The organism is Pseudomonas fluorescens (genome assembly GCF_001708445.1).
Taxonomy (GTDB): domain Bacteria; phylum Pseudomonadota; class Gammaproteobacteria; order Pseudomonadales; family Pseudomonadaceae; genus Aquipseudomonas; species Aquipseudomonas gorinensis.
The window spans coordinates 2,605,080-2,629,599 of the sequence record NZ_CP015637.1 but is presented as its reverse complement, the minus strand read 5'-3'; the positions used below and the strand labels follow the sequence as shown (position 1 = coordinate 2,629,599).

The 24,520-nt window shown below is 62.9% G+C and carries 18 protein-coding genes and 2 riboswitches; of the genes, 6 read left to right on the top strand and 12 right to left on the bottom strand.

What is annotated here, in order from left to right; genetic code table 11:
- Window positions 1-39: 39 nt before the first annotated feature.
- The 6 genes from pepN to A7317_RS11760 are packed head-to-tail and all read right to left on the bottom strand — an operon-like array spanning window position 40 to window position 6,539.
- On the bottom strand, window positions 40-2,697 hold the full coding sequence (pepN, locus tag A7317_RS11785; RefSeq protein WP_069075870.1) for an aminopeptidase N: 2,658 nt from the start codon (window positions 2,695-2,697) through the stop codon (window positions 40-42).
- A 12-nt stretch (window positions 2,698-2,709) separates the two neighbouring features.
- Window positions 2,710-3,540 (bottom strand): DUF2797 domain-containing protein, encoded by an 831-nt coding sequence (locus A7317_RS11780; RefSeq protein ID WP_024075136.1) that lies wholly within the window; start codon window positions 3,538-3,540, stop codon window positions 2,710-2,712.
- Window positions 3,537-3,797: a YeaC family protein gene (locus A7317_RS11775; RefSeq protein ID WP_017528545.1), complete on the bottom strand. Its 261-nt coding sequence runs from the start codon at window positions 3,795-3,797 to the stop codon at window positions 3,537-3,539. Before A7317_RS11775 ends, A7317_RS11780 begins: the two co-directional genes overlap by 4 nt.
- Window positions 3,798-3,811: 14 nt before the next feature.
- Window positions 3,812-4,681, bottom strand: a complete 870-nt coding sequence (locus A7317_RS11770) for a rhomboid family intramembrane serine protease (protein ID WP_024075135.1) — start codon at window positions 4,679-4,681, stop codon at window positions 3,812-3,814.
- Window positions 4,678-5,652 (bottom strand): metallophosphoesterase, encoded by a 975-nt coding sequence (locus A7317_RS11765; protein WP_162163607.1) that lies wholly within the window; start codon window positions 5,650-5,652, stop codon window positions 4,678-4,680. Before A7317_RS11765 ends, A7317_RS11770 begins: the two co-directional genes overlap by 4 nt.
- Window positions 5,649-6,539 carry an NAD(+) kinase gene (locus tag A7317_RS11760; protein ID WP_003217892.1) on the bottom strand — a complete coding sequence of 297 codons (891 nt, stop codon included), beginning with the start codon at window positions 6,537-6,539 and terminating at the stop codon, window positions 5,649-5,651. The genes A7317_RS11765 and A7317_RS11760 overlap by 4 nt, the downstream gene beginning before the upstream one ends.
- A 143-nt stretch (window positions 6,540-6,682) precedes the next feature.
- Here A7317_RS11760 and A7317_RS11755 point away from each other — a divergent pair, with 143 nt between their 5' ends.
- Window positions 6,683-7,633, top strand: a complete 951-nt coding sequence (locus tag A7317_RS11755; protein WP_069075869.1) for a DUF1853 family protein — start codon at window positions 6,683-6,685, stop codon at window positions 7,631-7,633.
- A gap of 123 nt (window positions 7,634-7,756) precedes the next feature.
- On the opposite strand, the gene A7317_RS11750 is transcribed toward A7317_RS11755, so the two are convergent.
- From A7317_RS11750 to cobW, 4 genes are all read right to left on the bottom strand, one after another.
- Complete coding sequence (locus A7317_RS11750) at window positions 7,757-8,359, bottom strand: vWA domain-containing protein (RefSeq protein WP_041161184.1); 603 nt, start codon at window positions 8,357-8,359, stop codon at window positions 7,757-7,759.
- Window positions 8,360-8,412: 53 nt separating this feature from the next.
- Window positions 8,413-9,411: an ATP-binding protein gene (locus A7317_RS11745; RefSeq protein WP_024075131.1), complete on the bottom strand. Its 999-nt coding sequence runs from the start codon at window positions 9,409-9,411 to the stop codon at window positions 8,413-8,415.
- Between the two features lie 244 nt (window positions 9,412-9,655).
- The gene (gene cobN / locus A7317_RS11740; RefSeq protein WP_069075868.1) at window positions 9,656-13,417 is read right to left on the bottom strand and encodes a cobaltochelatase subunit CobN; all 3,762 of its coding nucleotides are present in this window, start codon (window positions 13,415-13,417) and stop codon (window positions 9,656-9,658) included.
- A gap of 3 nt (window positions 13,418-13,420) precedes the next feature.
- The gene (gene cobW, locus A7317_RS11735; protein ID WP_024075129.1) at window positions 13,421-14,482 is read right to left on the bottom strand and encodes a cobalamin biosynthesis protein CobW; all 1,062 of its coding nucleotides are present in this window, start codon (window positions 14,480-14,482) and stop codon (window positions 13,421-13,423) included.
- Window positions 14,483-14,573: 91 nt separating this feature from the next.
- Window positions 14,574-14,774, bottom strand: a riboswitch (cobalamin riboswitch).
- 41 nt (window positions 14,775-14,815) lie between these two features.
- Window positions 14,816-15,021: riboswitch (cobalamin riboswitch) on the top strand.
- 95 nt (window positions 15,022-15,116) lie between these two features.
- Here cobW and A7317_RS11730 point away from each other — a divergent pair.
- From A7317_RS11730 to cobM, 4 genes are all read left to right on the top strand, one after another.
- On the top strand, window positions 15,117-15,305 hold the full coding sequence (locus A7317_RS11730; protein WP_024075128.1) for a CbtB domain-containing protein: 189 nt from the start codon (window positions 15,117-15,119) through the stop codon (window positions 15,303-15,305).
- A gap of 11 nt (window positions 15,306-15,316) precedes the next feature.
- Entirely contained in the window at window positions 15,317-16,021 is a 705-nt protein-coding gene (locus A7317_RS11725; protein WP_041160918.1) for a CbtA family protein, read from the top strand.
- Entirely contained in the window at window positions 16,018-16,410 is a 393-nt protein-coding gene (locus A7317_RS11720) for a cobalamin biosynthesis protein (protein WP_024075126.1), read from the top strand. The genes A7317_RS11725 and A7317_RS11720 overlap by 4 nt, the downstream gene beginning before the upstream one ends.
- A gap of 70 nt (window positions 16,411-16,480) precedes the next feature.
- Entirely contained in the window at window positions 16,481-17,227 is a 747-nt protein-coding gene (gene cobM / locus A7317_RS11715; RefSeq protein ID WP_069075867.1) for a precorrin-4 C(11)-methyltransferase, read from the top strand.
- A 444-nt stretch (window positions 17,228-17,671) separates the two neighbouring features.
- On the opposite strand, the gene nfuA is transcribed toward cobM, so the two are convergent.
- Together nfuA and A7317_RS11705 are read right to left on the bottom strand one after the other, a co-directional pair.
- The gene (gene nfuA / locus A7317_RS11710; protein ID WP_003190728.1) at window positions 17,672-18,256 is read right to left on the bottom strand and encodes a Fe-S biogenesis protein NfuA; all 585 of its coding nucleotides are present in this window, start codon (window positions 18,254-18,256) and stop codon (window positions 17,672-17,674) included.
- A 94-nt stretch (window positions 18,257-18,350) separates the two neighbouring features.
- Window positions 18,351-20,645, bottom strand: coding sequence for a fatty acid cis/trans isomerase (locus tag A7317_RS11705; RefSeq protein ID WP_069075866.1), 2,295 nt, complete (start codon window positions 20,643-20,645; stop codon window positions 18,351-18,353).
- Between the two features lie 164 nt (window positions 20,646-20,809).
- Here A7317_RS11705 and metH point away from each other — a divergent pair, with 164 nt between their 5' ends.
- Window positions 20,810-24,520 carry a methionine synthase gene (gene metH, locus A7317_RS11700; protein WP_069075865.1) on the top strand — a complete coding sequence of 1,237 codons (3,711 nt, stop codon included), beginning with the start codon at window positions 20,810-20,812 and terminating at the stop codon, window positions 24,518-24,520.

Genomic DNA, 24,520 nt, shown 5'->3' with positions numbered 1-24,520 from the left:
GAGCAATCGGTGGGCCGTTTTCGTCAACCAACCCGCGCGTTACGCCAGGCTCTTGCTGACCACCTCAAACACATCACTGGACAATTCACCCGAGCCACGAATACGTTCCAGCTCCGCCTTCATCAGCGCCTGCCGCGCGCTGTCGTATTTACGCCAGCGAGTCAACGGCGCCAACTGGCGCGAAGCGATTTGTGGGTTGACCGCATTCAGCTGGATCACCAGGTCCGCCAGGAAGCGATAGCCCGAGCCATCCGCCGCATGAAAGTTGATCAGGTTCTGCCCGGCAAACGCGCCAATCAGTGCACGCACCTTGTTCGGGTTCTTGATCGTGAATGCCGGGTGCTCCATCAACGCCTTGACCCGCGCCAACCCGCCGGGCAAGACGCTGGCGGCCTGCACGCTGAACCATTGGTCCATGACCAGCGGGTTGTCCTTGAAGTTCTCAGCGAATACCGCCAACGCCTTGGCTTTTTCCGCCTCGAATGGCGAATTCACCAGCACCGCCAGCGCGGTCAAGCGTTCGGTCATGTTGTCGCTGGTATCAAACTGGTCCAGCGTCGCCGCCAGCACTTCGGGCTTGCCGCTGAGCATCAGGTACGACAGCGCGATGTTCTGCAAGGCGCGACGGGCAAAATGCTCGGCCGCGGCCACGTACGGGGTTTGCTTGGACAGCTCACGGTTGGCCTGGTAACGCAGCCACAGCCCTTCGAACAGTTGGTCGGCCAGTTGCTTGCGGGCAAACTCGCGGGCGGCGTGGATGGCGTCGACATCGGCCACTTCACTGATTTCGGTCAAGTAGGCTTCACCCGGCAGCGAGAGCATCTCCGCGACCATCGCCTGGTCCAGGCCGTCATCGCTCAACACGCTGCGCAGTGCATCGATCAGGCGTTGATCCAGCTTCAGCGGCTGCCCCGCCTGATGTTGGCCGATCAGTTCCTGCAACACCTGCACCGACAGTTGCTGGCCGGCATCCCAGCGGTTGAAGCCGTCGCTGTCGTGCTGCATCAGGAACATCAGTTGATCGCGGGTGTACGGGAAGCTCAGTTTCACCGGCGCCGAGAAGCCACGCAACAACGACGGCAACGGCTGTTCGGCGATATCGACGAAGGTGAAGGTCTGCTCGGCTTCGGTCACCGAAATCACACGCGAAGTACCGCCCGCCGCCGCCTCACCGGCCAGGCGCAACGCGATACCGGCGCCCTGCCCGTCCAGCAGGCCCAATTCCACGGGAATCACAAACGGCAGTTTCTCCACCTTGTCTGGGGTGGCCGGGCAGCTCTGACGGAAGGTCAGGCTGTAGGTTTTTGCCGCGGCGTCGTAAGACTCGCTGACCGCCAGGCGTGGCGTGCCGGCCTGGCTGTACCAGCGTTTGAACTGGCTGAGGTCGGCACCGTTGGCGTCTTCCATGGCCTTGACGAAATCGTCGCAGGTCACGGCCTGGCCGTCATGGCGCTCGAAGTACAGGTCGCTGCCTTTACGGAAGCCTTCGGCGCCGAGCAAGGTATGGATCATGCCGACCACTTCCGAGCCTTTTTCGTACACGGTCAAGGTGTAGAAGTTGGAGATCTCGATAAAGCTGTCCGGGCGCACGGCATGGGCCATGGGGCCGGCGTCTTCCGCGAACTGGTGGGTACGCAGGTAAGCCACGTCCTGGATGCGCTTGACCGTGGCCGAGTTCATGTCGGCGGAAAAGCACGAATCACGGAATACGGTAAAGCCTTCTTTCAGCGACAGCTGGAACCAGTCGCGACAGGTCACGCGGTTGCCCGACCAGTTGTGGAAATATTCGTGGGCGACGATTGCCTCGACCCGCTGGTGCGCGGCGTCGGTGGCGGTTTCGGCGCGCGCCAGCACGGCGCTGGAGTTGAAGATATTGAGGCCCTTGTTCTCCATGGCGCCCATGTTGAAGTCGTTGACCGCCACGATCATGAAGATGTCGAGGTCATACTCACGGCCGTAGGTTTCTTCATCCCAGCGCATGGACTTTTTCAGGCTGGTCATGGCGTGCTGGCACTTGTCGATATTTTCCGGCTCGACGTAGATACGCAGCGCCACGGTGCGGTCAGTCATGGTGGTGAAGGTGTCTTCGACACACCATAGGTCACCGGCTACCAGCGCGAACAGGTAGGCCGGCTTCTTGAACGGGTCTTCCCAGGTCGCCCAGTGGCGGCCATCCTCGCCGGGGCCGCTGGCGATGGGGTTACCGTTGGACAGCAGGATCGGATAGCGATGTTGCTCGGCGATCACCGTGGTGGTGAAGGTGCTCATCACGTCCGGACGGTCGAGGTAGTAGGTGATCTTGCGGAACCCTTCGGCCTCGCACTGGGTGCAGAACATGCTGCCGGATTTGTACAGGCCTTCCAGCGCGGTGTTGGTTTCCGGGTGGATGCGCACGCTGGTGTCGACCGTGAACGTCTCGGCGGTCGGCTGCAGGGTCAGGTGGCTATCGGTCAGTTGGTAGTCGGCCGCGGTCAGTTCACGGTCGCCCAGATTCACGCTCAGCAGCTCCAACTGCTGGCCATCGAGTACCAGCGGCGGCAAGCCGGCACCGCGCTCGGGGTTACGGCGCATCACCAGTTGCGCGTGGACCAGGCTGTGGTCCTCGAACAACTCGAAGGTCAGGTGCGTCTCTTCGATCAGGTAATCCGGCGCCTGATAGTCCTTCAGGTAAATCATCTTCGGTTGTTCGGTGCGCATGAGGGGATCCTTTTACTGATGCACGGCGAGCTGGTAGGCCGTGTACTTACGAATATTAATGACGCCGGTGTCGAAGATCAGGTACTGGCCCTTGATCCCCAGCAGCGTACCTTCGGCAATCGGGTTCTTGTCCAGGTTGAAGCTGACGATCTTGGTCGGATACTGCTCGATCGGGTAGCGAATTTCGATCGGTTCGATGTCGGCAATGGTCTGGATGGCGTGCAAACCAAAGCGTTCCTGCAAACCCAGCAGGCCTTCGGCGCAGGACGCAAACAGCTCGTCGCGTACCTGCTTGAGGTCGACCGATTGCGCATCACCCTTGAGCAACGCACGCCAGTTGGTCTTGTCGGCGACCTGGCTGCGGAACAGGTCCTCGACGAAACCGGACTGCTGGCGTGTTGCAACCCGCATGATCGGCAGCGCCTGGCTGGCGCCCTGGTCGAGCCACCGGGTGGGCAGTTGGGTGGCGCGGGTGATGCCGACCTTGATCCCCGACGAATTGGCCAGGTACACCACATGGTCGGTCATGCAGAACTGTTCGCCCCAGCTGGGATCACGGCAGGTGCCGGCGTCGTAATGGCAACGCTCGGGGCTCATGATGCACAGGTCGCACTGGGCCAGCTTGGTCATGCACGGGTAGCAATAACCCTGGCTGAAGCTGGTCTTGGTCTTGCGGCCGCAATGGCTGCAATGGATGGCGCCGAGATACTCCAGGCGTACATGGGTGCCGATCAACGGGTTGACCGGCACCTCGGTATCGCCTAGCCGAAACGCGTACTGAACGGTCGGCTCACCGAGTTGCGCCGACATTTTGCTGACTGCACCGCGACCGATTTCAATCAATGGATCGCATCCGACTTGAACAGGATGTTCGGCACGGTGGTCGACTTCGACTGGCATTCCTGCGGGCCCATGTAGCCGGTGCGCTGGTCTTCGGGCAGGTTCTGGATTTCCCAGGCGATCACCGCTTGCAGGGACAGCTCACGCTGTTCTGCAGTGAGCTTGCGGCCATCGGACCATTTACCGATTTCCACGGCGAGCTTGAGGCTCTCGTAGATATCCGGGGTGATATTTTCGATCATTTCAGCAAAAGAGGACATGAGGCTCTTCCTTATCAAATAGAAGATTTGCGACGGCTGTACAAGCCGCCCAGCAAACCCGTCAGGCAACCGATAACCAGGCCGCCAACATGGGCAGCATTGGCGATTTCACCGAAACCGATCATCGAGACCAGCCCCGACAGGCACAGAACCAGCCACACCAGCATCATCACCAGCACCCCACGGGGCAAGCGATAAGCCGGGTTGGGCGAGAGCAATTGAAAGATCCAGCAATGCCCGAGCAGGCCATACAACACGCCGGACAACCCACCAAACAGGCCAGGGCCGCCATAGGCGTATTGCGCGTAGTTGGAGACCAGGCTGAACAACAGGGTCAGGCCCAACAGGTTGATGCCGCCCTGGCGCACTTCGATGCGCCGCCCCAGTTCCCAGTACCACATGCCGTTCATGGCCAGGTGCAGGATGCCGAAGTGGATCAGCATTGGCGTGATCAACCGCCACCACTGGCCGGAAGCCAATGAATCGGCCAATGGCGTGAACTGGATGTACTCGCCCGTCACCCGGAAGGGCAGGAACGTCAGCCAGCTCATGGCTTGCAGGTTTTCACCGAGCAAGGTCACCGCGCCGACAATGATGCTTGCCAGCAGCACCAAGGCGGTGACCGGGCTATGCCGCAATTGCTGGACAAAGCCTGGACGCGAAACGGGCGCCTGCTCAGGAATATCCAATTGCTGGTCCGGGTCGCCCGCAGGAAAGCGTTCGTAGAGCACGCGCACGTCGTCGCTGATGGTCTCGGGCACCCACAACACCTGCTCGCCGGCTTCTTCGCTGACGCGATGGGGCACCTGCATGCGTTGCAGCAGTTTGACGAAACCGCCCAGGTCGACGCTCAGGGGCAAGCGCAATACGGGCACGGCACTCATACAATCACCTCGGGTCGCTCAACGTCCACCCATACGAATTTACCTGGATCCAGGCGGGTTTCCTGGTCCAGGCGGTAGGCCACCAGCTTGCCGTACAGCACCGCGCTGTAGTCCAGGCAAGCCAGGTTCGGGCGGATCGGCGCCGGTTTGCCGCTGCGCCAGTAATGGCCGACGAACAGCAAGGGTTCGTCGACGCCGTAGCGCAGCAGGGAATTCTTTTGGCTGGACGATAACGGTGTGCGTGCCACCGGCTCTGGCAAGGCATCGGGTTGGAACACGATGTCGCCATAGGTCTTAGGGTCGTCCTCCCAGAATTTGGTGCGGAAGAAGGAACGTGTCAGCCCGTCGCCGCCGGTCAGGGTCAAGCCATCCGGCAGGCGCATGTCGGTACCGCGCAGCAGGCGGTCGAACGCGTTGCACGCAAAACTGCCCGGCACGGCCGCGGCCTGCAGGAAGTGCTGGTCGATGCAGCCGTCGGGGAAGGTCGCGCGCAGCGGCTGGATAAACCCATCGTCCCAGCACGCATGCACCACGCGGAAACGCCCGGCGTCGACAAACAGCGGCATGTCATAGAACCAGCCGAGGAAGTCATGCCAGTCGGCGGGGTGATGCTCGAATTGGGTCAGGGTCTCGTGGATCAACCGCTCGTGCCGTGGGTTGTGCTCGCGCACGAACTGTTTGCCACTGCCGGGTGGCGCCGGCGTGGTCCAGCCCAGCGCATTGAATTCGTGGTTGCCCATGATGCACAACGCCTGGCCGGCCTCGGTCATGTCATGGACGATATGCAACGCCTCGCGAATGCGTGGGCCACGGTCGATGATATCGCCGAGGAACACCGCCATACGCGACGGATGGCGCCAGGTGCCAGCCTGTTTGTGGTAGCCCAACAGGTCGAGCAAGTGCTCAAGGGTATGAGCGCAACCGTGCACGTCACCAATCAGGTCGTAGCTACGCGCGGGATCGAGCATCAGTCGCCTCCACCCCCCAAGCGGCTGCCCCAGCCCAACTTGGTACGGCACACTTCATAGTAGTTGTGGTCCAGCGGGTGGATCAGCCGCAGCTTTTGCGCCTTTTTGCTCACGGTGATGGTGTCACCGGGGGCGCAGGTGAAATGGTTCTGCCCGTCACAGGAGACTTGCGGGTAAATCTGCATGTCTTTGGAAACCACGATTTTCAGCTCACTGTTGCCGTCGACCACAATCGGCCTGCTGGACAACATATGGGGGTACATCGGCACGATCACAATGGCGTCGAGCTTGGGATGCATGATCGGGCCGCCCGCCGACAGTGCATAGGCGGTAGAACCGGTGGGCGTGGCGACGATCAGGCCGTCGGCCTTCTGGCTGCAGACGAACTGGCCGTCGATATACAGCTCGAACTCGATCATCCGCGTGGACTTGCCGGGGTGCAGCACCACATCATTGAGGGCATCGCCCTGGCCGATGGCTTCGCCGTGGCGGCGCACTTCGGCTTGCAGCAGGAAGCGGTTTTCCACCAGGTAATGGCCATCGAGCACCTTGGCCACTTCCACTTCCAGTTCATCGGGGCGGATATCGGTCAGGAAACCCAGGCTGCCACGGTTGATCCCCAGCACCGGCACGTTATGCCGCGCCAACGCCCGGGCGGCACCGAGCAAGCTGCCGTCGCCGCCGACCACGATGACCATGTCGCACACTTCGCCAAGCATCTTGCGCGACGAGGTCTGCAGGCCGTGGCCGGGGAGGATTTCAGCGATGGTGTCTTCGAGGATCACATGCAGGTGGCGTTCCAGCAGGAATTTTTTCAGCCGGCGGACGGTGTCCAACACCTGGGTACTGCCCAGGCGACCGATAATGCCGATATTGCGAAATTGCTCCATGGGGCTCCTGCGGGCTTGGGGTGTGGCAAAAAAGAACGATTATGGGCGAAAGGCTGCTTCAGGCAAAATCCTTTGTCGCCGTGAAGCCTTGATGACAACGCTTCTCAGCCACCTGACCCAGCGTAAAAGGCTATGCTCGGACCATGACTCTGTTCCCCGACTTGCACAACCTGCCCCGCCAGCTGCGCCACCCCGAGGTGCGCGACCTGGCATGGGTGATGCTCGCCCCGCCGATGCTCGCGCAAACGCCTTGGCCGCAACGCCATCCGCTGGCGGGCAGTGACTGGGTGCAGGCGCCCGACCGCCTCGAACAGTGGCTGCGGCAATTGGACCAGGACAGCAGCGCCTTGCAGCATTGGTTGAACCTGTCACGCACCCGGCGCCTGGGCTTGTACTACGAGCGTCTGTGGCAGTTCGCCGTGCAGCATGCGCCGGGCGTGGAACTGCTCGCCGCCAACCTGCCGATCCGCCGCGCCGGGCATACCCTGGGCGAACTGGACATGCTGCTGCGCGACCGCGAAGGCGTGCACCACTTGGAACTGGCGATCAAGCTCTACCTCGGCCCGCAGGACGGCGATGGCCTGGACACCGCGCAATGGTTGGGCCCAGGCTGTCATGATCGGCTGGACCGCAAGCTGGCGCACCTGGCCCAGCATCAATTGCCGATCTCGGCACGGCCGGAAAGCCGCCAAGCCTTGGCGGCGCTGGATATCCAGCAGTTCGATGCGCATTTATGGCTCGGCGGCTACCTGCTGTATCCCTGGCCGGGCCAGGCCGAACCGCCCCGCGGCGCCCACCCCCAGCATCTGCGTGGGCGTTGGCTGCACCAGCGCGATTGGCGCGACTTTGTCAGCACCCGCCCACCCGGCCGCTGGCAACCCCTGCCCCGGCACGCGTGGCTGGCGCCGGCGCATTACCCTGGAAGTGAGGTATGGAGCAAGGAACAGATGCAGGGATGGCTGACGGACCTCAACCCGATGGCACCGGCGCAGTTGCTGGTACGGCTGGTGCAGAGCGGAGAGGATTGGGAGGAAGCCGAGCGCTTGTTTCTGGTGGCGGATCTTTGGCCGAATGTGCCGGGGGCTGGCGGATAGATTGGGGGGTGTCTGTGAGAGCCTCATCGGGGGCAAGCCCCCTCCCACACTGACCGCATTCCAAATGCCTGTACTCGGTCAAATGTGGGAGGGGGCTTGCCCCCGATAGCGGCGACCCAGGCACTACAACCTATCGATATGCCGATACTCCAACTGCAACCCCACCGCCAACTCCTGGGCGCGCCCCAACCTGATCGGCCCGCGCTCGATATCCACCAGCAACCCCGCACACGCCAATAACGGCAACCCAGCAATGTCCTTGAGTCGCCCATCCGTGATCACCAGCACGCGCTGCTGCTCAGCCGGATAACGCTTGCGCCGCGCCATCAGCCAATGCCTGGCCTCGGTCAACGCCGCCAGCAACGGCGTCCCCCCGCCTGCCCCCAATTGCTCCAACCAGCCTGCCAGGCTTTTCGCCGCCTTGAGCCCCTGCACCTGCCATTTGGGCGACTGCCCGCTGGCCGTCAGCAATGCCATGCGTGCGCGCTGTCGATAAGCGTCATCAAACAGTTGCGCCAGCACGCCCTTGGCATCGGTCAACGCGCGGTGCCGCCGAGTGGAGGCCGATGCATCGACGATCACCAGCCACAACTCATGGGCCGAACGGCTGCGCAGGTGAAACAGCAGGTCGTCACGGCACTGCGGCCGACCACCGAGCAAGGTGCCCGGCCAGTTGATCGTGCCCTGCCTGGCGGCGCGCGCCTTGCCGTGCCGGCCTTTCTCCAGTCGCCCCGCCTTGGGTCGCGCATCCGCCCCCGTGCCAGGTCGAGGGCGGATGCCTAGGGCTTTTTTGGCCAGGTGGGTACTTCTCGGCGAGCGCCTGTGGGCAGGGCCGGTGCAGGCATGTCGCCCCATTGACCTTGGCCGGGTGCGGTGTCCGTGTGGCTTGCTGACGGACCTTCATGGGGTGGGCTGGCCGGTGCGGATGGCCCCTGGCGACGATGGCGCAAGGCAAATTCGGCCACGGCGTCGATATCTTCCTCGGCGATGGCGGAGGCCCCACGCCACGCCGCATGGGCCCGTGCGCCACGCAGCCACACCAGGTCGGCGCGCAGGCCATCGACCCCTGCGGCAAAACAGCGCTCGGTAATCTGCGCCAACGCCGGGTCATCCAGTGGGATACTGTCGAGCCGCGCCCGCGCCTGGGTGCAACGCTCGCGCAAGGCTGCCTGCGGTTCAGCCCACTGTGCGCAGAACGCAGCGGGGTCGCTGTCGAAATCCAGGCGACGGCGGATGATCTGCCCGCGCTCGGCCGGCAAGGTGTGCCCGCTCAACGCCACGTTGAAACCGAAGCGGTCGAGCAACTGCGGACGCAGCTCGCCCTCCTCCGGGTTCATGGTGCCGATCAGTACAAAGCGCGCCGAATGCCGGTGGGAAATACCATCGCGTTCGATCAGGTTGGTGCCGCTGGCCGCCACATCCAGCAGCAGGTCGACCAGATGATCAGCCAACAAGTTGACTTCATCGACATACAGCACACCGCCATCGGCCTTGGCCAGCACGCCAGGGGAAAACTGCGCGCGACCTTCGCCCAGTGCGGCGTCCAGGTCCAGGGTGCCCACCAGCCGTTCCTCGGTGGCGCCCAGGGGCAAGGTGACAAACTGACCGCTGGCCAACAGGTCTGCCAGGCCACGGGCCAGGGTGGACTTGGCCATGCCACGCGGGCCTTCGATCAGCACGCCGCCAATCCTGGGGTCGATGGCGGTCAGGCACAGCGCCAGTTTCAGGTTTTCGGCGCCGACCACGGCGGACAGCGGGAAATGGGGAATATCAGTCATCCGGGCTCTCTATTAGTTCTGCTGTGCAGGCATCTTGTGGCGAGCGGGCTTGCCCCGCGTTGGGCCGGCAAAGCCGCCCCCATCTAAATAACACGGCGTTATCCCTGGCAGGGCGCGGCGAACCTGTCAGGGCCGCTTCGCGCCCCAACGCGGGGCAAGCCCGCTCGCCACAACAGGCCCGCTCGCCACAGTAAGCCCGATTGCCACAACAGCCTGGCTTGCCACAGCAAGGGCATCTCGTGTTCTAACTGTCTTCTTCTATATCCAGCAACAGGTTTTCCAGGGCTTCACGGTACGCCCCCGGCGCCTGCCACATGCCCCGCTGCTGGGCTTCGAGCATGCGCTCGGTCATGTCGCGCAGGGCATCCGGGTTGTGCTGCTGCACAAACGCCCGGGTATCGGGGTCGAGCAGGTAGGCGTCGGCGAGCAAGGCGTATTGGTGATCGTCGATCAACGCGGTGGTGGCGTCGAAGGCAAACAGGTTGTCCACGGTCGCCGCCATCTCGAACGCACCTTTATAGCCGTGGCGCTTCACGCCTTCGATCCACTTGGGGTTGGCGGCGCGGGAACGGATCACCCGGTTCAGCTCTTCCTTCAAGGTACGCACCCTGGGCAAATCCGGCTGGCTGTGGTCGCCATGGTAGCTGGCGGCCTTGTCGCCACTCAGGGTTTCCACGGCGGCAAGCATGCCACCCTGGAACTGGTAGTAGTCATTTGAATCGAGCAGGTCATGCTCGCGGTTGTCCTGGTTCTGCAACACCGCCTGCACCTGGCTCAGTCGCTGGGCGAACTGCTCGCGGGCGGCGGTGCCTTCATCGCCAGCGCCGTAGGCATAGCCGCCCCAGTTCAGGTAGACCTCGGCCAGGTCCTCGCGGCTTTGCCACAGGCGGCCGTCGATCGCACCCTGCACGCCCGCGCCATAGGCACCGGGCTTGGCGCCAAAGATGCGCCAGCCAGCCTGCTTCGCCGCCGCCTCTTCGTCCAGGCCCGACTCAAGCAACGCCGCACGCTCGCTGCGCACCTTGGCCGCCAGCGGGTTCATGTCGTCCGGTTCATCCAGCGCCGCCACCGCCTGCACCGCTGCGTCGAACAGGCGGATCAGGTTAGCGAAGGCATCGCGAAAGAACCCGGAAACCCGCAGCGTGACGTCGACGCGCGGGCGATCCAGCAGGCTGATCGGCAGGATTTCAAAATCATCCACGCGCTGGCTGCCCGTGGCCCACACCGGGCGCACGCCCATCAGCGCCATGGCCTGGGCGATATCGTCGCCGCCGGTACGCATGGTGGCGGTGCCCCACACCGACAGGCCAAGCTGGCGCAGGTGGTCGCCATGGTCCTGCAAATGCCGCTCGAGAATCAGGTTGGCCGATTGAAAACCGATGCGCCAGGCTGTGGTGGTCGGCAGGTTACGCACGTCCACGGTAAAAAAGTTACGCCCTGTGGGCAGCACGTCCAGGCGCCCCCGGCTCGGCGCGCCACTGGGCCCGGCGGGCACAAAGCGACCACTCAAGGCATCCAGCAGGCCACGCATTTCGGCGGGGCCACAAGCATCCAGGCGCGGCGCCACGACGATGCGCAGGCTTTCGATGACCGCTTTCACAGCCTCCCAACCCGGTTCTTCCAACTGTTCGAGCGGGCCTTCCAGCGCCTGCTCGATCAAGCGCGCCGCGTAGCGCTCCAGGCGCTCGCGGGTGTCGCCGGCGGTACGCCATGACTGTGGATCGATCGTTTGCAGGACCTGGGGCCGGCGACCGGTCCACGGCTCGGCCAAGGCGCAGTCCAGCGGATCGAAACCCAGCTCGAACGCCTTGGCCAATACGCGCAGCAAACTCGATTGCGGGCCACGCCCGTCGCCACGCGGGATGCGCAGCAACGCCAATAAGGTATCGATACGCAAGCGGCCTGCGGGCGACTCGCCAAACACATGCAGGCCATCGCGTATCTGCGATTCCTTCAAGTCACACAGGTAGGTATCCAGGCGCGGCAACCAGATCGCCGCGTCGGCGTCGCTGTCCAGTTCCAGTTCCTGGTCGATGCGGGTTTCGCGCACCAGCTTGAGGATGTCTTTTTGCAGCTCACGGGCGCGGCGCGGGTCGAGCAATTGCGCCTCGTAGTATTCGTCGGCCAACAGCTCAAGGTCGCGCAACGGCCCATAGGTTTCGGCACGGGTCAGCGGCGGCATCAGGTGATCGATGATCACTGCCTGGGTGCGGCGCTTGGCTTGGGCGCCCTCGCCCGGGTCGTTGACGATAAACGGGTAGATATTCGGCAGCGGGCCCAGTAACGCGTCGGGCCAGCAGTTTTCCGACAGCCCCACGCCCTTGCCCGGCAGCCATTCCAGGTTGCCGTGCTTGCCGACATGGATCACGCCGTGGGCGCCGTAGGTGTGGCGCAACCAGAAGTAAAACGCCAGGTAAGCATGCGGCGGTACCAGGTCCGGGTCGTGATACACCGCGCTGGCGTCCACTTGGTAGCCGCGTGCGGGCTGGATACCGACGAACGTCTGGCCCAGGCGCAGGCCGGCAATCATCAGGCGGCCGTCGCGACACATCGGGTCGTTGTCGGGCGAGCCCCAGCGCGCCAGTACCGCTTGGCGGTTGGCCTCGGGCAAGCGGCTGAACATCACCGCGTAGTCGTCCAGCCCCAGGCTTTGGTGGCAGGGGCGCAGGTCGAGGCTGTCCAGGTCGTTGGTGACACCGCCGAGCAGTTCATGGATCAGCGCCGTGCCGCTGTCGGGAAGCGTCTCCGGCACCGGGTAACCTTCGCTGTGCAGGGCGCGCAGGATATTCAGCGCGGCGGCCGGGGTATCCAGGCCCACGCCGTTGCCGATGCGGCCATCACGGGTCGGGTAGTTGGCCAGGATCAGCGCGATACGCTTATCCCCATTCGGCACCCGCGCCAGTTCGACCCAACGTCGCGCCAGTTCGGCAACAAAGTCCATACGCTCGGGCGCGGCGCGGTAGCACACCACGTCCGACTGGCTGCGCTCACTGCGCCAGGCCAGGTCCTTGAAGCTGATCGGCCGGCTGATAATCCGCCCGTCCAGCTCCGGCAAGGCAATGTGCATCGCCAGGTCGCGCGGGCCGAGGCCTTGTTCGCTGGCTTGCCAGCCGGGTTGGTTGTCCTGGGCGCAGATCGCCTGGATCACCGGGATATTGCGGCGAAACGGGCGTAGATGGGGGGCTTCGGGGCTGGATTGGGCAAAGCCGGTGGTGTTCAGAATCACCGCCGCATTGACTTCATCCAGCCAATCCTCGACCACCGCCAGGCAGCCGGGCTCTTTCAAACTGGCCACCGCCACCGGCAACGGGTTAAGGCCCGCTGCCTGCAAACGCTGGCAGAACACATCGATAAAGCCGGTATTGGCCGCCTGCAAATGAGAGCGATAGAACAGCACCGCCGCCACCGGAAACTCCGGGCGCCACTCCATTTGCCAGTCATTGAGGCGGGCATTGGCCTGATGCGGGTGATAAATCGCAGTGCGCGGCAGAGTGTGTGGCTCGGCCCAGGCGTAGTCACGCTGCAGATAAGCGCTGGCCAGGCAGCGATAAAAATCCAGGGCATTGCCCAGGCCACCCTGGCGCAGGTACTGCCACAAGCGGTCGCGTGCCTCAGCGGCCACGGTGCTGAGGCCGCTGAGTTCCGGGTCCGGGCGGTCATCACCGGGCACCAGGATCAACGTGACGCCGCGCTCGGCCAGCGCCACCAGGCGCTCGATACCGTAGCGCCAATACCCGATGCCACCATGCAGCGAAATCAGGATGACCTTGGCATGGCGCAGCACTTCATCGACATACAGATCGACCGAGGCGTGGTTCTGCACCTGCATGGGGTTGGCCAGGCGCAGGCTCGGGTAGTCCTCGGGCAACTGCTGGGCGGCTTCGGCCAGCAGCGCCAGGCTGGAATCGCCGCTGCACAGAATCACCAGCTCGGCGGGGGTTTGCCCCAGGTCGGCGATATTGTCGTCCGCGACGAAGCCGCCGGGTTGAGTCCTGAGCAGGTGCATGGGTTAAACGTTGAGCGCTGCGCGCAATTGCGCTTCGAGGCCGGCCGCGTCCAGCGCCTGGCCGATCAGCACCAGGCGCGTGATGCGCGCCTCGTCGGCCCCCCAGGCGCGGTCGAAGTGCTTGTCGAAACGCGTGCCCACGCCCTGGATCAGCAGGCGCATCGGCTTGTTCGGAATCGCCGCGAAGCCTTTGACACGCAGGATGCCGTGCTGCACCACCAACTGGGTCAGCGCGTCGAGCAACAGTGCCTCATCGGCCTGGGGCAGGTCGATGGAGATGGAGTCGAACGCGTCGTGATCGTGGTCGTCTTCACCGTCATGGTGATGATCGTGATGGCTGTGGCGGCCGTCGATATGCTCTTCGGAGCCGGCGCCCAGGCCGATCAGCACGTCCAGGGGCAGGCGACCGCTGCTGGCTTCGACGATCTTCACCGCGGGGGGCAGCTCTTCGGCCACTTCCAGGCGCACGCGGGCCAGGTCCTCGGGGCTGATCATGTCGCACTTGTTGAGGATCACCAGGTCGGCGCTGGCCAACTGGTCGGCGAACAGTTCATGCAACGGGGATTCGTGGTCCAGGTTCGGATCAAGCTTGCGCTGGGCGTCGACCTGGTCCGGGAAGGCGGCGAAGGTGCCGGCGGCCACCGCCGGGCTGTCGACCACGGTGATCACCGCGTCGACGGTGCAGGCGCTGCGGATTTCCGGCCATTGGAAGGCTTGCACCAGGGGCTTGGGCAAGGCCAGGCCCGAGGTTTCGATGAGGATATGGTCGAGGTCGCCGCGACGGGCCACCAGTTCGCGCATCACCGGAAAGAACTCTTCCTGGACGGTGCAGCACAGGCAGCCGTTCGCCAGTTCATACACACGGCCGTTGGCTTCTTCCTCGGTGCAACCGATCGAGCATTGCTTGAGGATCTCACCGTCAATGCCCAACTCGCCGAATTCGTTGACGATCACCGCAATGCGACGGCCCTGGGCGTTGTCGAGCATGTGGCGCAGCAAGGTGGTTTTGCCCGAGCCGAGAAAGCCGGTAACGATAGTGACGGGAAGTTTGGCCAGTGTTTTCATCGGATGCCCTTGGGGGCGGGCATACGGGACGATAGGCCCTGCGTGGCGCGCAGCAGCAGATTTCGTCACCGGATCACCCCGCCCGGTTGAATTGGAAAATCGGTTGCGAGGCAGGTCTCCTGGCTTGGGGCTTGCGGGTCTTGCGACCGGCGCTGGCTGCGCCTTCCCGCCGCAATGGCAGTGGCGTGGCAGTCAGATAAACCCTTCACAGTTGCGGGGGCAGCCGCGGCTTGAACCGCGTTCCCTTCTTAGCTTCGGCCTGGGCCGAAGAACCTCGAAGGTGCAAGGCTACAGGGGCTCGGTCAATTTGACTACCGTCGCTCTGCATGCTTTCCTACACGCCTTGTTTCGGGTGCCCTTCACAGGGTGAAACGGGAAACCGGTGAGTCATAGCCTTATGACCAGTCCGGTGCTGCCCCCGCAACGGTAAGCGAGTGAAGCGTCAGATCCACTGTGCCTGTACGGCATGGGAAGGCGACGCTTTATAGACCCAGTGTCCCTCGCAAGCCCGGAGACCGGCCCGAATAACATCAGATAACAAACCCGCGGTGGGCGGGCGCTGTTAAAACCCTGCGTGCCCGGCTCGCGGGGTTTGCATGCGCTCGTTTCACCCTGAACACGATAGGGACGCGCCATGTCGATCATCAGCAGCACTTCGCACACCGCCAGCAGTACCGCCACCCTCAGCCAACGCCTGACCGCCGCCATCGGCGCCTCGATCCTGGGCGCGTGCCTGGTGTATTTCGCCGGGTTCTCGCATATCGAGGCGGTGCACAACGCAGCCCACGATACCCGCCACAGCGCCGCGTTCCCGTGCCACTGAGACCTGCCGACATGATCAAACGTATTGCGCAAACCGCAGGGTTCACCGGCTTGCTGGCCGCCCTGCTGCTGACACTGCTGCAAAGCTTCTGGGTCGCTCCGCTGATTCTGCAGGCGGAAACCTTCGAAAAGGCCCCGGCCGCGACTGAAGTCGTGCACGAGCATGCCGCTGGCGCCGCTGCGCACACCCATGACGCCGAAGCCTGGGAACCGGAAGACGGCTGGCAGCGCGTGCTGTCGACCACCGGCGGCAACCTGGTGGTCGCCGTCGGCTTCGCCCTGATGCTGGCCGGCCTCTATACCCTGCGCGCACCGACCCGCACGGCCCAAGGCTTGCTGTGGGGCCTGGCCGGCTACGCGACCTTTGTGTTGGCGCCGACCCTGGGCCTGCCGCCCGAGCTGCCGGGCACGGCCGCCGCCGACCTGGCGCAACGCCAGATCTGGTGGATCGGCACGGCCGCCTCCACTGCGGCCGGTATTGCGCTGTTGGTGTTCGGTGGCAACTGGCTGCTTAAAGGGCTGGGCGTGGCGATCCTCGTGGTGCCTCACGTAATCGGCGCCCCGCAGCCGCAAGTGCATTCGATGCTGGCGCCAGAGGCACTGGAAGCACAATTCAAGATCGCCTCGCAGTTGACCAACGTCGCCTTCTGGCTGGCCCTGGGCCTGATCAGCGCCTGGTTGTTTCGCCGCAACCGCGACGATCAATACTCGGCATGAAACTAGCGGTCGGCCTCGGTTGCCAGCGGGGCTGCGAATTGCACGCCCTGCTGGCGCTGTTTGACACGGCCCTCGCCGAAGCGGGTATCGAGCGCCAGCACATCACCGCACTGGCGAGTCTCGACCGCAAACAGGACGAGCCGGGGTTACTGGCCCTGGCGCATAGGTTGAACCTGCCATTGCAGTGCTTCAGCGCCGAACAGTTGGCCGCGTATGAAGGCCGTCTGAGCCATAAATCAGCGGTCGCCTTTGCCCACACCGGCTGTTACGGCATCGCCGAAAGCGCCGCCCTGGCCCTGGCCGAACAGCTCTCCCCAGGCCCCGCCCGCTTGCTGATCACCCGCAAGAAAACCGCCCAGGCCACCTTTGCATTGGCCTGCGCCGGCTGAAAAATCGATAATTGCGTCTTCCGATCATGAGCAATCTTCATGCTCGCCCGTTTTTCGACAGGAATCCTCCATGACCGTCTACTTCATCGGTGCCGGCCCCGGCGACCCGGAATTGATCACTGTCAAAGGCCAACGGCTGATCCGCAGTTGCCCAGTGATCATCTATGCCGGTTCGCTGGTACCGGCGGCCGTGCTGGAGGGGCATCAAGCGCAACAGGTGGTCAACAGCGCCGAACTGCACCTGGAGCAGATCATCGAGCTGATCAAGACCGCCCACGCCAACGGCCAGGATGTGGCGCGGGTGCATTCCGGCGATCCGAGCCTGTATGGGGCGATCGGCGAGCAGATTCGTCATCTGCGCGAGCTGGGCATCCCGTTCCAGATCATTCCGGGCGTGACCGCAGTCGCCGCCTGTGCCGCGCTGCTGGAGGCCGAACTGACCTTGCCGGACATCGCCCAGAGCGTAATCCTGACCCGTTACGCCGATAAAACCCGCATGCCGGCCGGCGAGGACTTCGACAGCCTGGCCCGCCACGGCACCACCATGGCGATCCACCTGGGGGTCAACCACCTGGAGAAGATCGTCGCAGAGCTGCTGCCGCACTATGGCGCGGATTGCCCGATTGCCGTGGTGCACCGGGCAACCTGGCCGGATCAGGATTGGGCGGTGGGCACACTCAGCGATATTGCCGACAAAGTCGCCGCCAAGGGCTTTCGGCGTACGGCGCTGATCGTGGTGGGCCGGGTGCTGGCGAGTGACAGTTTCAGTGAGTCGTCGTTGTATCGGGCGGGGCATGCGCACCTTTATCGACCTTGATAATTCACTTTATAAAACTAAAACAATGCATTGATTTAAATGAACAAATGCAAAAAAATTTGGGAGGGGGCTTGCCCCCGATCGCAGTGTGTCAGCCTGCTCAAGAAGCGACTGAGGCACCGCTATCGGGGGCAAGCCCCCTCCCACATTTGACCCTCCTTGTCAGGGAGATAGCGTCAGCATTCGAATTTGATTTTTTAATTCACAAATCATCAACAACACACTGATTTAACTGAATAAATGCAAAAAATGTGGGAGGGGGCTTGCCCCCGATGGCAGTGTGTCAGCCTGCTCATGAGGCGACTGAGGCACCGCTATCGGGGGAAAGCCCCCTCCCACACTTGATATTCAGCGTTAGATAGATTGCGTAAATAGCTGAATTTTAAGAATAAAAAAAACGGCGCTCACGGAGCGCCGTTTTTTTGTTCGCAGTGAACGCCTTACTCAGTAGTAGGCATTTTCTTTCTGCGTGTGGTCGGTCACGTCGCGTACGCCCTTGAGCTCCGGAATCCGCTCCAGCAGGGTGCGCTCGATGCCTTCGCGCAACGTCACGTCGGCCTGGCCGCAGCCCTGGCAGCCGCCACCAAACTTGAGCACGGCAATGCCGTCATCCACTACGTCGATCAAGCTGACCTGACCGCCGTGGCTGGCCAGCCCTGGGTTGATCTCGGTTTGCAGGTAGTAGTTGATACGCTCGTTGACCGGGCTGTCGGCGTTGACGTTCGGCACCTTGGCGTTCGGAGCCTTGATGGTCAATTGGCCGCCCATGCGGTCGGTGGCGTAATCCACCACGGCATCGTCAAGGAAGGCTTCGCTGAAGGCATCGATATACGCGGTGAAGCTTTTCAGCCCCAGGGCGGTGTCTTCCGGCTTTTCTTCACCGGGCTTGCAGTAGGCAATGCACGTCTCGGCATACTGGGTGCCAGGCTGGGTGATAAAGACGCGGATACCGATACCTGGGGTGTTCTGCTTGGACAGCAGGTCGGCCAGGTAATCGTGGGCGGCGTCGGTAATGGTTATGGCAGTCATGGAAACTCCTCACAGGCTTGTCGGCAGTTTACGCCAAAATATTACGCAGGTACAAAGTCCCAGTAATTTTGTCGGAAAAGACTCAACAGCCACGTCAGAGGTTTTCATAGCGGTTCATATCCAGCACCCCTTCTTCCACCGGCGTGGTTTCGCGGATGTAGGTCGACAGGTCATGGAAGTACTGCCAGAACTGCGGATGACTGCGACGTATGCCCCAGCGGTCGACAATCTTCTCGAAACCCTGGGCGTCCCTGGCGTCCTCCATGGCCGCGACGAACTCCGGCACTTGCTCGGCTGGTACGTTGAACATGAAGTTCGGGTAGCTGCCGAGCACCCCTGGGTAGATCGTCAGCGTATCCAGGCCCGGCTGATAGCGATAAGCCTCACCCAGCATGAACGCCACATTACTGTGGGCACGGTTGCGCAGCAGGCTGTAGACCTCCCGCTGGCCGCTGCGGGTTTCGACGCGCAGCATCGTCGCTTCAGGCAGTTGCCCAATGACCTTGAGCCCCGCCGCCGGGCGCGATGTCAGGCGACTCAGGGCCTGCTCGGCGTCGCGCAACGCCGGGTCGATCCCCGGCCGTGAGCAGTACGCGCCGGCACAACGATTGATCGGGTCCGGGGCGGCATTGAGGTCGCCATAGCGGGCCAGCAGCTGGTTGGCGAAGTCGCGCTTGGGGTCCTTTTCATCAAGCTTCAGGCCGGTGGGCTTATCGTCGTCGATCGACTCATAGTCCAGCCACAGCTTGACCTTGCCGCTGTTCTGGTACCAATCGTCGAGGAAATCATCCCGCGAGTTCGCCGGCATCAGGCGCAGGAAGTTCTGCTCGGCGCCATTGCGGATCAGGTCGAAGTACAGGCGAGTCTGGGCCTGGTGCGACACATTACCGAACACGTCAAAGTTGACCACCAGTTGGTAATAGGTGCGTTCGAGCAACGGATAGTCGAATAGCCACAGCGTCTGCGGCACCTCACCGATCAGGCCCTTGTTGACCGAGGCGCTGTCGAAGTGGCGGAAGATGCTCAACAGCGCATTGTCGTTGCCAGCCCACAGCGTCGACCAACTCGGTGCTGGCAGTTCGGCATAGCTGTCGCGACGCAGGGCTTCGTACTGGTTGCGCTTGTCGCGGTACTTGAGCCACAGGCTGAGCACACTGCCCACGTCGTCATTTTGCCCAGGCATCGCCAACAACGGCGTGGCCTGGCCGCGATAGCGAGCATCGGTGATGTACAGGTCATGATCGGGCGCCTGGAACAATGCCCAGAAATTGTCGCGGATCACATCCGTGGCAATCTGCCCCCGGCATACGGGCCCGCGGATGAAGGTGCGGACAAAATACTCGGCGTTATCCAGCATGAACTGGTAACGCGCCTGCGCCGGGATCGCCTCGAACGTCTCGAACGGGTTGGCGCGGCGGCCAGGGCCGTAGCCCGGCAACGCACTGACCTGCCAGTCGCCGCTGTAGAACAGGGCTTTGACCCGTGCCATTTTCTGCGCGCTCAAGGGGTACGTGATGTGGGTCTTATGGACGATCACCCCTTGTATTGGCCACAGGCGGTAGTAAACACGAGTGCCGGGGTCGTCATTGGGGCGACGGGTGTTGATCAGGTCAATCGGCTGGCCGCTGGGCGTCCGTGAGCGCACCCACTGGAAGAAGTGCCCTGGCTCACCGCCTTCGAAATACAGATGCGCAATAAACAGGTGCTCAAACAACCAGCGGGCCACCAGGCTTTCCCGGGCGCCGGGGGCATTGAGCAGGTTCTCCCATTGCAGCACCTGCGCCGCTTCCTGGGCACTGGGCGCCACGCCTTGCTGGTCAATCGGCGCACCCGAGGCCAGCCAGCGTTGCAGGGTGTGGTATTGCTGGTCGCTCAAGCCGGTCACGGCCAGGGGCATGCCTTCGTTGGGGTGCGCGCCGGCATAAGCGTCGAACTCTCCGGGCAAGGGGCACATGTTCTCGCGGTTCAGCCCCAGCACGATGTCATCCGGCAGCTTGCCATTGGGTGCAAGCGGCGCGCGGTGCTGGCCGAGTTCGAGCATGCGCGCCATCAGGGCCGCCTGGCTGCCCTGGGCGTCGAGCACCGAACTGAAGCCTTCGCGCTGCCAGGCGGCCTTGCCAAAGGCGTCGTAGAACAGCCGCGTCGGCTTGGTCGCCTGGCTGCGCTCACCGTCGTAGACCAGCACCTTGGTCGCGCCACGGGCGGCCCCCTCGCCACTGCCCAGGTTCAACTGGCAGGCCGAGTCATAGCAGGCATGGCACGCCACACATTTCTCAGTAAAAATCGGTTGGATATCGCGGGTGTAGGAAATCGCCGGGGCGGGATCCTGGGCCTGGGTGGTAGTGGCAAGCAGCATCAATGCAATGCTGATGAAGAAACGATACGGCATGAGCCTGGTCCCGATCTGAAGCCAAAATAAAAAAACCTGGGGATTCTACCGATCCGCCACTCGCGCCAACATGAACGATATTCATGCAAAACCTTGGCATGCTCCAAATCCGCACAGGTTTGTTATGATCCACGCCCTCCGTAATGCCTGACCAGAGTAGTCCCATGTCCGATCGTAGCGCTCGCCTGCAAGCCCTTCACCAAGCCCTCAAGGAACGCATCCTGATCCTCGACGGTGGCATGGGCACGATGATCCAGAGCTATAAGCTGGAGGAGCAAGACTATCGGGGTAAACGTTTCGCCGATTGGCCGAGCGACGTCAAAGGCAACAATGACCTGCTGGTGCTCACCCGCCCGGACGTGATCGGCGGGATCGAGAAGGCTTACCTGGATGCCGGTGCCGACATCCTCGAAACCAACACCTTCAACGCCACCCGCATCTCCATGGCCGACTACGGCATGGAAGCGCTGGCCTATGAACTGAACGTCGAAGGCGCACGCCTGGCGCGCAAGATCGCCGATGCCAAGACCGCCGAGAACCCGGCCAAGCCGCGTTTCGTTGCCGGTGTACTCGGCCCGACCAGCCGCACCTGCTCGCTGTCGCCCGATGTGAACAACCCCGGCTACCGCAACGTCACCTTCGATGAACTGGTGGAGAACTACACCGAGGCCACCAAGGGCCTGATCGAAGGCGGCGCCGACCTGATCCTGATCGAGACCATTTTCGACACCCTCAACGCCAAGGCCGCGATCTTCGCCGTGCAGGGGGTATTCGAAGCGCTCGGCATCGAATTGCCGATCATGATCTCCGGCACCATCACCGACGCTTCCGGCCGCACCTTGTCGGGCCAGACCACCGAAGCGTTCTGGAACTCCGTCAGCCACGCCAAGCCGATTTCCGTGGGCCTGAACTGTGCCCTCGGCGCCAGCGAGCTGCGCCCGTACCTGGAAGAGTTGTCCAACAAGGCCAACACCCACGTTTCCGCGCACCCCAACGCCGGCCTGCCCAATGAATTCGGCGAGTACGACGAGCTGCCGTCACAAACCGCCAAGGTCATCGAGGAGTTCGCCCAGAGCGGTTTCCTCAACATCGTCGGCGGCTGCTGCGGCACCACGCCGGGGCATATCGAAGCCATTGCCAAGGCGGTGGCCGGCTACCCGCCACGGCAGATCCCGGACATCCCCAAGGCCTGCCGCCTGTCGGGCCTGGAGCCGTTCACCATCGACCGCCAGTCGTTGTTCGTCAACGTCGGCGAGCGCACCAACATCACCGGTTCCGCACGTTTTGCCCGCCTGATCCGTGAAGACAACTACACCGAAGCCCTGGAAGTCGCCCTGCAACAGGTGGAAGCCGGCGCCCAGGTGATCGACATCAACATGGACGAGGGCATGCTCGATTCGAAGAAGGCCATGGTGACCTTCCTCAACCTGATTGCCGGCGAGCCGGATATCTCCCGCGTACCGATCATGATCGACTCCTCCAAGTGGGAAGTGATCGAGGCCGGCCTCAAGTGCATCCAGGGCAAGGGCATCGTCAACTCCATCAGCATGAAGGAAGGCGTCGAGCAGTTCATTCACCACGCCAAGCTGTGCAAGCGCTACGGCGCGGCGGTGGTGGTGATGGCGTTCGACGAAGCCGGCCAGGCCGACACCGAAGCGCGCAAGAAGGAAATCTGCAAACGCTCCTACGACATCCTGGTCGATGAAGTCGGCTTCCCGCCGGAAGACATCATCTTCGACCCGAACATCTTCGCGGTCGCCACCGGTATCGAAGAACACAACAACTACGCCGTCGACTTTATCAACGCCTGTGCGTATATCCGCGACGAGCTGCCGTATGCGCTGACCTCGGGTGGCGTGTCCAACGTGTCGTTCTCGTTCCGTGGCAATAACCCGGTGCGCGAGGCGATCCACTCGGTATTCCTGCTGCATGCGATCCGCAACGGCCTGACCATGGGGATCGTCAACGCCGGCCAGTTGGAGATCTACGACCAGATCCCCACCGAACTGCGCGACGCCGTGGAAGACGTTGTACTTAACCGCACGCCGGACGGCACCGACGCCCTGCTGGCCATTGCCGACAAATACAAAGGCGACGGCAGCGTCAAGGAAGCCGAGACCGAGGAATGGCGCGGCTGGGACGTGAACAAGCGCCTGGAACATGCGCTGGTCAAGGGCATCACCACCCACATCGTCGAAGACACCGAGGAATCCCGGCAGTCGTTCGCGCGCCCGATCGAAGTGATCGAAGGCCCGCTGATGTCAGGCATGAACATCGTCGGCGACCTGTTCGGCGCCGGTAAAATGTTCCTGCCCCAGGTCGTGAAGTCCGCCCGCGTGATGAAGCAGGCCGTGGCGCACTTGATCCCGTTCATCGAACTGGAAAAAGGCGACAAGCCGGAAGCCAAGGGCAAGATCCTGATGGCGACCGTAAAGGGTGACGTGCACGACATCGGCAAGAACATCGTCGGCGTGGTGCTCGGTTGCAACGGCTATGACATCGTCGACCTCGGCGTGATGGTGCCGGCAGAGAAGATCCTGCAGGTGGCCAAGGAGCAGAAGTGCGACATTATCGGGCTGTCCGGCCTGATCACGCCGTCCCTGGACGAGATGGTGCATGTGGCCCGCGAGATGCAGCGCCAGGACTTCCACCTGCCCCTGATGATCGGCGGCGCGACCACCTCCAAGGCGCACACGGCGGTGAAGATCGAGCCCAAGTACAGCAACGATGCCGTGATCTACGTGACCGACGCCTCCCGCGCGGTGGGCGTGGCCACGCAACTGCTGTCCAAGGAGTTGAAGGCCGGCTTTGTCGAGAAGACCCGCCTGGAATACATCGATGTACGCGAACGCACCTCGAACCGCAGCGCGCGCACCGAGCGCCTTAGCTACCCGGCGGCCATCGCCAAGAAGCCGCAGTTCGACTGGAGCAGCTACACACCGGTCAAGCCAACCTTCACCGGCACCAAGGTGCTGGACAATATCGACCTCAACGTCCTGGCCGAGTACATCGACTGGACGCCGTTCTTTATCTCCTGGGACCTGGCTGGCAAATTCCCACGCATACTCGAGGACGAAGTGGTCGGTGAAGCCGCCACTGCGCTGTACGCCGATGCCCGGGAAATGCTCAGGAAGCTGATCGACGAGAAGCTCATCAGCGCCCGCGCGGTGTTCGGTTTCTGGCCGACCAACCAGGTGCAGGACGACGACCTGGAAGTCTACGGCGACGATGGCCAGCCGATTGCGAAGCTGCACCACCTGCGCCAGCAGATCATCAAGACCGACGGCAAGCCGAATTTCTCCCTGGCCGACTTCGTCGCGCCCAAGGACAGCGGCGTGACCGACTACATCGGTGGCTTCATCACCACCGCCGGCATCGGAGCCGAAGAAGTCGCCAAGGCTTATCAGGACGCCGGCGACGACTACAACTCGATCATGGTCAAGGCCCTGGCCGACCGCCTGGCCGAGGCCTGCGCCGAGTGGCTGCACCAGCAGGTACGTAAGGAACACTGGGGCTACGCCAAGGACGAGCAACTGGACAACGACGCGTTGATCAAGGAGCAGTACAGCGGTATCCGCCCTGCCCCAGGCTACCCGGCGTGCCCGGACCACACCGAGAAGGCCCAGTTGTTCCAATTGCTCGACCCTGAAGCCCGCGAAATGCACGCCGGCCGCAGCGGCGTATTCCTCACCGAGCACTACGCAATGTTCCCGGCGGCGGCGGTCAGCGGCTGGTACTTCGCCCACCCGCAGGCGCAGTACTTTGCCGTGGGCAAGATCGACAAGGACCAGGTGGCGAGCTACACCGCGCGCAAAGGCCAGGACCTTGCCGTGACCGAACGCTGGCTGGCACCGAACCTGGGGTATGACAACTGA

Excerpts from the sequence above, each read along its gene's own strand:
- cobW (WP_024075129.1), bottom strand. The coding sequence starts at position 14,482 with ATGAAAACACTGGCCAAACTTCCCGTCACTATCGTTACCGGCTTTCTC.
- pepN (WP_069075870.1), bottom strand. The coding sequence starts at position 2,697 with ATGCGCACCGAACAACCGAAGATGATTTACCTGAAGGACTATCAGGCG.
- metH (WP_069075865.1), top strand. The coding sequence starts at position 20,810 with ATGTCCGATCGTAGCGCTCGCCTGCAAGCCCTTCACCAAGCCCTCAAG.
- A7317_RS11755 (WP_069075869.1), top strand. The coding sequence starts at position 6,683 with ATGACTCTGTTCCCCGACTTGCACAACCTGCCCCGCCAGCTGCGCCAC.
- cobM (WP_069075867.1), top strand. The coding sequence starts at position 16,481 with ATGACCGTCTACTTCATCGGTGCCGGCCCCGGCGACCCGGAATTGATC.
- A7317_RS11760 (WP_003217892.1), bottom strand. The coding sequence starts at position 6,539 with ATGGAGCAATTTCGCAATATCGGCATTATCGGTCGCCTGGGCAGTACC.
- A7317_RS11720 (WP_024075126.1), top strand. The coding sequence starts at position 16,018 with ATGAAACTAGCGGTCGGCCTCGGTTGCCAGCGGGGCTGCGAATTGCAC.
- A7317_RS11775 (WP_017528545.1), bottom strand. The coding sequence starts at position 3,797 with ATGTCCTCTTTTGCTGAAATGATCGAAAATATCACCCCGGATATCTAC.
- A7317_RS11730 (WP_024075128.1), top strand. The coding sequence starts at position 15,117 with ATGTCGATCATCAGCAGCACTTCGCACACCGCCAGCAGTACCGCCACC.
- A7317_RS11705 (WP_069075866.1), bottom strand. The coding sequence starts at position 20,645 with ATGCCGTATCGTTTCTTCATCAGCATTGCATTGATGCTGCTTGCCACT.
- A7317_RS11745 (WP_024075131.1), bottom strand. The coding sequence starts at position 9,411 with ATGACTGATATTCCCCATTTCCCGCTGTCCGCCGTGGTCGGCGCCGAA.
- nfuA (WP_003190728.1), bottom strand. The coding sequence starts at position 18,256 with ATGACTGCCATAACCATTACCGACGCCGCCCACGATTACCTGGCCGAC.
- A7317_RS11770 (WP_024075135.1), bottom strand. The coding sequence starts at position 4,681 with ATGAGTGCCGTGCCCGTATTGCGCTTGCCCCTGAGCGTCGACCTGGGC.
- A7317_RS11725 (WP_041160918.1), top strand. The coding sequence starts at position 15,317 with ATGATCAAACGTATTGCGCAAACCGCAGGGTTCACCGGCTTGCTGGCC.
- cobN (WP_069075868.1), bottom strand. The coding sequence starts at position 13,417 with ATGCACCTGCTCAGGACTCAACCCGGCGGCTTCGTCGCGGACGACAAT.